This is a genomic window from Streptomyces sp. CRN 30 (assembly GCF_034105845.1).
The window spans coordinates 1-6,751 of sequence record NZ_JAVRHI010000258.1; the positions used below are offsets into that span (position 1 = coordinate 1).

Consider the following 6,751-nt stretch of genomic DNA (forward strand, 5'->3'; position numbering starts at 1 on the left):
CCGTCCACGCCGTTGACGCGGAGAAGGGTCTGCTGCTCATCAAGGGCGCGGTTCCCGGTCCGAACGGCGGCCTCGTCCTGGTCCGCACCGCGGCCAAGGGGGCCTGAGGTAACCGATGAGCACTGTTGACATCCTTTCGCCTGCGGGCGAGAAGACCGGTAGCGTCGAGCTCCCCGCGGAGATCTTCGGCGTGGAGAAGATCAGCATCCCGCTGATCCACCAGGTCGTCGTCGCGCAGAACGCCGCTGCCCGCCAGGGCACGCACAAGACCAAGCGTCGCGGCGAGGTCCGTGGTGGCGGCAAGAAGCCGTACCGCCAGAAGGGCACCGGCCGCGCCCGCCAGGGCTCGACCCGCGCGCCGCAGTTCGCCGGCGGTGGCGTCGTCCACGGCCCGCAGCCGCGTGACTACTCGCAGCGGACCCCGAAGAAGATGAAGGCCGCGGCCCTGCGCCACGCCCTCACCGACCGGGCCCGCCACGACCGCATCCACGTCGTCACCGGCGTGATCGAGGGCGAGATCTCCACCAAGGCCGCCAAGACGCTGTTCGGCAAGATCAGCGAGCGCAAGAACCTGCTGCTCGTCGCCGAGCGTTCGGACGAGGCCGCGTGGCTCTCCGCCCGCAACCTGCCCCAGATCCACATTCTGGAGCCGGGCCAGCTGAACACGTACGACGTTCTCGTCTCGGACGACGTGGTCTTCACCCAGGCCGCCTTCGAGTCCTTCGTGTCCGGCCCGAAGGCCACTGACACCGAAGGGAGCGAAGCCTGATGGCTACGCGTCACCCGAGCATCGCCTCCAAGGCGGCCAAGGCCGCCAAGGCCGCGCGCGTCGCCAAGGCGAAGCGCCACGCCACCGAGGGCAAGAACACCGTCGAGACCCCGCTGAGCAAGTCGTACACGGACCCCCGTGACGTCCTGCTGAAGCCGGTCGTCTCCGAGAAGAGCTACGCGCTCCTCGACGACGGCAAGTACACGTTCATCGTCGACCCGCGGGCCAACAAGACCCAGATCAAGGAGGCCGTCCAGGCGGTCTTCTCGGTCAAGGTCACCGGGGTCAACACGATCAACCGCCAGGGCAAGCGCAAGCGCACCCGCACCGGTTTCGGCCAGCGTGCCGCGACCAAGCGCGCGATCGTGACCCTCGCCGAGGGCGACCGTATCGACATCTTCGGCGGTCCGACCGCGTAAGCGGGTCGGATCGTCCGATATCGGACGAGGACTGAGAAATGGGAATCCGCAAGTACAAGCCGACTACGCCGGGCCGTCGTGGCGCCAGCGTCGCCGACTTCGTCGAGGTCACGCGGTCCACGCCGGAGAAGTCGCTGGTCCGCCCGCTGCACAGCAAGGGCGGCCGTAACAACGCCGGTCGTGTGACCGTTCGCCACCAGGGTGGCGGACACAAGCGCGCCTACCGCGTGATCGACTTCCGTCGTCACGACAAGGACGGCGTGCCGGCGAAGGTCGCGCACATCGAGTACGACCCCAACCGCACCGCGCGCATCGCGCTGCTGCACTACGCCGACGGCGAGAAGCGCTACATCCTCGCCCCGCGCAACCTGCAGCAGGGTGACCGCGTCGAGAACGGCCCCGGGGCCGACATCAAGCCGGGCAACAACCTCGCCCTGCGCAACATCCCGGTCGGTACCACGATCCACGCGATCGAGCTCCGTCCCGGTGGCGGCGCCAAGTTCGCCCGCTCCGCCGGCGCCTCGGTGCAGCTGCTCGCGAAGGAGGGCGCCTACGCCCACCTGCGCATGCCGTCCGGTGAGATCCGCCTGGTCGACGTCCGCTGCCGCGCCACTGTCGGCGAGGTCGGCAACGCCGAGCAGTCGAACATCAACTGGGGCAAGGCGGGCCGCAAGCGGTGGCTGGGCGTTCGCCCGACCGTCCGTGGTGTGGTCATGAACCCGGTGGACCACCCGCACGGTGGTGGTGAGGGCCGGACCTCCGGTGGCCGTCACCCCGTGTCGCCGTGGGGCAAGAAGGAAGGCCGTACTCGTTCGCCCAAGAAGGCGTCGAACAAGTACATCGTCCGCCGCCGCAAGACGAACAAGAAGCGCTAAGGACGGGTTGAGATGCCGCGCAGTCTGAAGAAGGGGCCCTTCGTCGACGACCACCTGATCAAGAAGGTGGACACGCAGAACGAAGCAGGCACCAAGAACGTCATCAAGACCTGGTCCCGTCGCTCGATGATCGTCCCCAGCATGCTGGGCCACACGATCGCGGTGCACAACGGCAAGACCCACATCCCGGTGTTTGTCACCGAGTCCATGGTCGGCCACAAGCTCGGCGAGTTCTCGCCGACGCGCACCTTCCGGGGTCACGTCAAGGACGACCGGAAGTCGAAGCGCCGCTAGTCAGCGGGGTGACAGACCATGACAAACACTGAAGGGACAACCATGGAAGCCAGGGCCCAGGCGCGGTACATCCGCGTCACGCCCATGAAGGCCCGCCGCGTGGTGGACCTCATCCGTGGCATGGACGCCACGGAGGCTCAGGCGGTCCTGCGTTTCGCCCCGCAGGCCGCGAGCGTGCCGGTCGGCAAGGTGCTGGACAGCGCCATTGCCAACGCCGCGCACAACTACGACCACACCGACGCCGACAGCCTCTTCATCTCCGAGGCGTACGTCGACGAGGGTCCGACCCTGAAGCGGTTCCGGCCGCGCGCCCAGGGCCGTGCCTACCGGATCCGCAAGCGGACCAGCCACATCACCGTGGTCGTCAGCAGCAAGGAAGGAACCCGGTAATGGGCCAGAAGGTAAACCCGCACGGGTTCCGGCTCGGTGTCACGACCGACTTCAAGTCGCGTTGGTACGCCGACAAGCTGTACAAGGACTACGTCAAGGAAGACGTCGCCATCCGTCGGATGATGACGTCCGGCATGGAGCGCGCCGGCATCTCCAAGGTCGAGATCGAGCGCACCCGTGACCGCGTCCGCGTGGACATCCACACGGCTCGCCCGGGTATCGTCATCGGCCGCCGCGGCGCCGAGGCCGACCGCATCCGCGGTGACCTGGAGAAGCTGACCGGCAAGCAGGTCCAGCTGAACATCCTCGAGGTCAAGAGCCCGGAGACGGACGCTCAGCTGGTGGCCCAGGCCGTCGCCGAGCAGCTGTCCTCCCGCGTCTCCTTCCGTCGTGCCATGCGCAAGAGCATGCAGGGCACGATGAAGGCCGGCGCCAAGGGCATCAAGATCCAGTGCGGTGGCCGTCTCGGCGGCGCCGAGATGTCCCGCTCGGAGTTCTACCGCGAGGGCCGTGTGCCCCTGCACACGCTCCGCGCCAACGTGGACTACGGCTTCTTCGAGGCCAAGACGACCTTCGGCCGCATCGGCGTGAAGGTCTGGATCTACAAGGGCGACGTCAAGAACATCGCCGAGGTCCGCGCCGAGAACGCCGCCGCCCGTGCCGGCAACCGCCCGGCCCGTGGTGGCAACGACCGCCCGGCCCGTGGTGGCCGCGGTGGCGAGCGTCGTGGGCGCAAGCCGCAGCAGCAGTCGGCTCCGGCCGCCGAAGCCCCCAAGGCTGACGCGCCCGCCGCTGCCGCTCCGGAAAGCACCGGAACGGAGGCCTGACCGAAATGCTGATCCCCCGTAGGGTCAAGCACCGCAAGCAGCACCACCCCAAGCGCAGCGGCATGGCCAAGGGTGGCACGCAGGTTGCGTTCGGCGAGTACGGCATCCAGGCGCTGACCCCGGCCTACGTCACGAACCGCCAGATCGAAGCGGCTCGTATCGCCATGACCCGCCACATCAAGCGTGGCGGCAAGGTCTGGATCAACATCTACCCGGACCGCCCCCTCACCAAGAAGCCTGCCGAGACCCGCATGGGTTCCGGTAAGGGTTCGCCGGAGTGGTGGATCGCCAACGTCAAGCCCGGACGCGTCATGTTCGAGCTGTCGTACCCCAACGAGAAGATCGCGCGCGAGGCCCTGACCCGTGCGGCTCACAAGCTGCCGATGAAGTGCAAGATCGTCAAGCGCGAGGCAGGTGAAGCGTGATGTCGGCCGGTACCAAGGCGTCCGAGCTGCGCGAGCTGGGCAACGAGGAGCTGCTCAACAAGCTCCGCGAGGCCAAGGAAGAGCTGTTCAACCTCCGCTTCCAGGCGGCGACGGGTCAGCTCGAGAACCACGGCCGGCTCAAGGCCGTCCGTAAGGACATCGCGCGGATCTACACCCTGATGCGCGAGCGCGAGCTGGGCATCGAAACGGTGGAGAGCGCCTGATGAGCGAGAACAACGTGACTGAGAACAACGACGCGCGCGGCTTCCGCAAGACCCGTGAGGGTTACGTCGTCAGCGACAAGATGGACAAGACCGTCGTTGTCGCCGTCGAGGACCGCGTCAAGCACGCGCTGTACGGCAAGGTCATCCGCCGTACGAACAAGCTCAAGGCGCACGACGAGCAGAACGCCGCTGGTGTCGGCGACCGCGTCCTCCTCATGGAGACCCGGCCGCTGTCCTCCACGAAGCGCTGGCGCATCGTCGAGATCCTCGAGAAGGCCAAGTAAATTCCCTGCGGGGCATTCCTCGCAGGGACAGTTCCGCCAGGCTCCGGGAGCCGGTCGCTGACCGGCTCCCGGGGAACCGGCAGACAATCAGGAGATAGACGTGATCCAGCAGGAGTCGCGACTGCGTGTCGCCGACAACACGGGTGCGAAGGAAATCCTGACCATCCGTGTGCTCGGTGGCTCCGGTCGCCGCTACGCGGGTATCGGTGACGTCATCGTCGCCACCGTCAAGGACGCGATCCCCGGTGGCAACGTGAAGAAGGGTGACGTCGTCAAGGCGGTCATCGTTCGCACCGTCAAGGAGCGCCGCCGTCCCGACGGCTCGTACATCCGCTTCGACGAGAACGCCGCCGTCATTCTGAAGAACGACGGCGACCCCCGCGGCACCCGTATCTTCGGCCCCGTCGGCCGTGAGCTGCGCGAGAAGAAGTTCATGAAGATCATCTCCCTCGCGCCGGAGGTGCTGTGAGCATGAAGATCAAGAAGGGCGACCTGGTCCAGGTCATCACCGGTAAGGACAAGGGCAAGCAGGGCAAGGTCATCGCGGCCTTCCCCCGTGAGGACCGCGTCCTGGTCGAGGGTGTCAACCGGGTCAAGAAGCACACCAAGGCCGGGCCGACCGCTCGCGGTTCGCAGGCCGGCGGCATCGTCACCACCGAGGCGCCGATCCACGTCTCCAACGTCCAGCTGGTCGTGGAGAAGGACGGCAACAAGGTCGTGACCCGCGTCGGTTACCGCTTCGACGACGAAGGCAACAAGATCCGCGTTGCCAAGCGGACGGGTGAGGACATCTGATGGCTACCACCACCACTCCGCGTCTGAAGACGAAGTACCGCGAGGAGATCGCGGGCAAGCTGCGTGACGAGTTCAAGTACGAGAACGTCATGCAGATCCCCGGCCTCGTCAAGATCGTGGTCAACATGGGTGTCGGCGACGCCGCCCGTGACTCGAAGCTGATCGACGGTGCGATCCGCGACCTGACCACCATCACCGGTCAGAAGCCGGCCGTCACCAAGGCCCGCAAGTCCATCGCGCAGTTCAAGCTGCGCGAGGGTCAGCCGATCGGTGCCCACGTCACGCTCCGTGGCGACCGCATGTGGGAGTTCCTGGACCGCACCCTGTCGCTTGCGCTGCCGCGCATCCGCGACTTCCGCGGCCTGTCCCCCAAGCAGTTCGACGGCCGTGGCAACTACACCTTCGGTCTCACGGAGCAGGTCATGTTCCACGAGATCGACCAGGACAAGATCGACCGCACCCGGGGTATGGACATCACCGTGGTGACCACGGCGACCAACGACGCTGAGGGCCGTGCGCTCCTTCGTCACCTCGGCTTCCCCTTCAAGGAGGCGTGAGCGAGATGGCGAAGAAGGCTCTGATTGCCAAGGCTGCTCGCAAGCCCAAGTTCGGTGTGCGTGCGTACACCCGCTGCCAGCGCTGCGGCCGTCCGCACTCCGTGTACCGCAAGTTCGGCCTCTGCCGCGTGTGCCTTCGTGAGATGGCTCACCGTGGCGAGCTGCCGGGCGTGACCAAGAGCTCCTGGTAGTACCCCCTAAAAGGGGACTTCCAGGGCTCTCGGTAAGCATCGAGGGCGGTCAGACGCCCAGCCCGCATGCCTTAGGCTTGTGGGGTTGGGCGTCTGTCGCCGCCCATACGACTTACTACGCCGTAGGTCCACCGCGCCGCACCCGTCCCGTCTCGGATCGGGGAGAGGGATGGCGCACCAGGAAACCACGGCGAGAGAGGCCGAAGGCCAATTCATGACCATGACTGATCCGATCGCAGACATGCTTACGCGTCTGCGGAACGCGAACTCGGCGTACCACGACTCCGTGGTGATGCCCGCTTCCAAGATCAAGTCTCACATCGCGGAGATCCTCCAGCAGGAGGGCTTCATCACGGGCTGGAAGGTCGAGGACGCCGAGGTCGGCAAGAACCTCACCCTCGAGCTGAAGTTCGGCCCGAACCGTGAGCGCTCCATCGCGGGCATCAAGCGGATCTCGAAGCCCGGTCTCCGGGTCTACGCGAAGTCCACCTCCCTGCCGAAGGTGCTGGGCGGCCTCGGCGTGGCGATCATCTCCACGTCGCACGGGCTCCTCACCGACAAGCAGGCCGGCAAGAAGGGCGTGGGTGGGGAAGTCCTCGCCTACGTCTGGTAGCAGAAGGGAACGGAGGAAACAGCTATGTCGCGCATCGGCAAGCTCCCCATCGCGGTTCCCGCCGGCGTGGACGTCACCATCGACGGCC

The 6,751-nt window shown here is 66.6% G+C and carries 14 protein-coding genes and 2 pseudogenes; all 16 read left to right on the forward strand.

Annotation, left to right across the window (positions count from 1 at the left end; translation table 11 throughout):
- Positions 1 to 107 (forward strand): annotated as a pseudogene (rplC, locus tag UW392_RS27055) (50S ribosomal protein L3); the annotation flags it as partial.
- Positions 108 to 115: 8 nt separating this feature from the next.
- On the forward strand, positions 116 to 769 hold the full coding sequence (gene rplD, locus UW392_RS27060; RefSeq protein WP_320777744.1) for a 50S ribosomal protein L4: 654 nt from the start codon (positions 116 to 118) through the stop codon (positions 767 to 769).
- Positions 769 to 1,188: a 50S ribosomal protein L23 gene (gene rplW / locus UW392_RS27065; RefSeq protein WP_320777745.1), complete on the forward strand. Its 420-nt coding sequence runs from the start codon at positions 769 to 771 to the stop codon at positions 1,186 to 1,188. The genes rplD and rplW overlap by 1 nt, the downstream gene beginning before the upstream one ends.
- 38 nt (positions 1,189 to 1,226) lie before the next feature.
- Positions 1,227 to 2,063 (forward strand): 50S ribosomal protein L2, encoded by an 837-nt coding sequence (rplB, locus tag UW392_RS27070; protein WP_018543909.1) that lies wholly within the window; start codon positions 1,227 to 1,229, stop codon positions 2,061 to 2,063.
- A gap of 12 nt (positions 2,064 to 2,075) precedes the next feature.
- Positions 2,076 to 2,357 (forward strand): 30S ribosomal protein S19, encoded by a 282-nt coding sequence (gene rpsS / locus UW392_RS27075; RefSeq protein ID WP_320777746.1) that lies wholly within the window; start codon positions 2,076 to 2,078, stop codon positions 2,355 to 2,357.
- Positions 2,358 to 2,399: 42 nt separating this feature from the next.
- Positions 2,400 to 2,747, forward strand: coding sequence for a 50S ribosomal protein L22 (gene rplV / locus UW392_RS27080; RefSeq protein WP_003974262.1), 348 nt, complete (start codon positions 2,400 to 2,402; stop codon positions 2,745 to 2,747).
- Positions 2,747 to 3,574, forward strand: a complete 828-nt coding sequence (rpsC, locus tag UW392_RS27085) for a 30S ribosomal protein S3 (protein WP_320777747.1) — start codon at positions 2,747 to 2,749, stop codon at positions 3,572 to 3,574. The genes rplV and rpsC overlap by 1 nt, the downstream gene beginning before the upstream one ends.
- A gap of 5 nt (positions 3,575 to 3,579) precedes the next feature.
- The gene (gene rplP, locus UW392_RS27090; RefSeq protein WP_255954215.1) at positions 3,580 to 3,999 is read left to right on the forward strand and encodes a 50S ribosomal protein L16; all 420 of its coding nucleotides are present in this window, start codon (positions 3,580 to 3,582) and stop codon (positions 3,997 to 3,999) included.
- Positions 3,999 to 4,223: a 50S ribosomal protein L29 gene (gene rpmC / locus UW392_RS27095; RefSeq protein WP_010036720.1), complete on the forward strand. Its 225-nt coding sequence runs from the start codon at positions 3,999 to 4,001 to the stop codon at positions 4,221 to 4,223. Before rplP ends, rpmC begins: the two co-directional genes overlap by 1 nt.
- On the forward strand, positions 4,223 to 4,507 hold the full coding sequence (rpsQ, locus tag UW392_RS27100; protein ID WP_320777748.1) for a 30S ribosomal protein S17: 285 nt from the start codon (positions 4,223 to 4,225) through the stop codon (positions 4,505 to 4,507). Before rpmC ends, rpsQ begins: the two co-directional genes overlap by 1 nt.
- Before the next feature lie 100 nt (positions 4,508 to 4,607).
- Positions 4,608 to 4,976, forward strand: coding sequence for a 50S ribosomal protein L14 (gene rplN, locus UW392_RS27105; protein WP_003974257.1), 369 nt, complete (start codon positions 4,608 to 4,610; stop codon positions 4,974 to 4,976).
- A gap of 2 nt (positions 4,977 to 4,978) precedes the next feature.
- Entirely contained in the window at positions 4,979 to 5,302 is a 324-nt protein-coding gene (gene rplX / locus UW392_RS27110; protein ID WP_003992365.1) for a 50S ribosomal protein L24, read from the forward strand.
- The gene (rplE, locus tag UW392_RS27115; RefSeq protein WP_007384074.1) at positions 5,302 to 5,859 is read left to right on the forward strand and encodes a 50S ribosomal protein L5; all 558 of its coding nucleotides are present in this window, start codon (positions 5,302 to 5,304) and stop codon (positions 5,857 to 5,859) included. The genes rplX and rplE overlap by 1 nt, the downstream gene beginning before the upstream one ends.
- A 5-nt stretch (positions 5,860 to 5,864) precedes the next feature.
- The gene (locus tag UW392_RS27120) at positions 5,865 to 6,050 is read left to right on the forward strand and encodes a type Z 30S ribosomal protein S14 (protein WP_003956452.1); all 186 of its coding nucleotides are present in this window, start codon (positions 5,865 to 5,867) and stop codon (positions 6,048 to 6,050) included.
- A 214-nt stretch (positions 6,051 to 6,264) separates the two neighbouring features.
- Positions 6,265 to 6,663 carry a 30S ribosomal protein S8 gene (rpsH, locus tag UW392_RS27125; RefSeq protein WP_320777749.1) on the forward strand — a complete coding sequence of 133 codons (399 nt, stop codon included), beginning with the start codon at positions 6,265 to 6,267 and terminating at the stop codon, positions 6,661 to 6,663.
- 24 nt (positions 6,664 to 6,687) lie between these two features.
- Positions 6,688 to 6,751 (forward strand): annotated as a pseudogene (gene rplF / locus UW392_RS27130) (50S ribosomal protein L6); the annotation flags it as partial.

Excerpts from the sequence above, each read along its gene's own strand:
- rplD (WP_320777744.1), top strand. The coding sequence starts at position 116 with ATGAGCACTGTTGACATCCTTTCGCCTGCGGGCGAGAAGACCGGTAGC.
- rplW (WP_320777745.1), top strand. The coding sequence starts at position 769 with ATGGCTACGCGTCACCCGAGCATCGCCTCCAAGGCGGCCAAGGCCGCC.
- rplB (WP_018543909.1), top strand. The coding sequence starts at position 1,227 with ATGGGAATCCGCAAGTACAAGCCGACTACGCCGGGCCGTCGTGGCGCC.
- rpsS (WP_320777746.1), top strand. The coding sequence starts at position 2,076 with ATGCCGCGCAGTCTGAAGAAGGGGCCCTTCGTCGACGACCACCTGATC.
- rplV (WP_003974262.1), top strand. The coding sequence starts at position 2,400 with ATGGAAGCCAGGGCCCAGGCGCGGTACATCCGCGTCACGCCCATGAAG.
- rpsC (WP_320777747.1), top strand. The coding sequence starts at position 2,747 with ATGGGCCAGAAGGTAAACCCGCACGGGTTCCGGCTCGGTGTCACGACC.
- rplP (WP_255954215.1), top strand. The coding sequence starts at position 3,580 with ATGCTGATCCCCCGTAGGGTCAAGCACCGCAAGCAGCACCACCCCAAG.
- rpmC (WP_010036720.1), top strand. The coding sequence starts at position 3,999 with ATGTCGGCCGGTACCAAGGCGTCCGAGCTGCGCGAGCTGGGCAACGAG.
- rpsQ (WP_320777748.1), top strand. The coding sequence starts at position 4,223 with ATGAGCGAGAACAACGTGACTGAGAACAACGACGCGCGCGGCTTCCGC.
- rplX (WP_003992365.1), top strand. The coding sequence starts at position 4,979 with ATGAAGATCAAGAAGGGCGACCTGGTCCAGGTCATCACCGGTAAGGAC.
- rplE (WP_007384074.1), top strand. The coding sequence starts at position 5,302 with ATGGCTACCACCACCACTCCGCGTCTGAAGACGAAGTACCGCGAGGAG.
- UW392_RS27120 (WP_003956452.1), top strand. The coding sequence starts at position 5,865 with ATGGCGAAGAAGGCTCTGATTGCCAAGGCTGCTCGCAAGCCCAAGTTC.
- rpsH (WP_320777749.1), top strand. The coding sequence starts at position 6,265 with ATGACCATGACTGATCCGATCGCAGACATGCTTACGCGTCTGCGGAAC.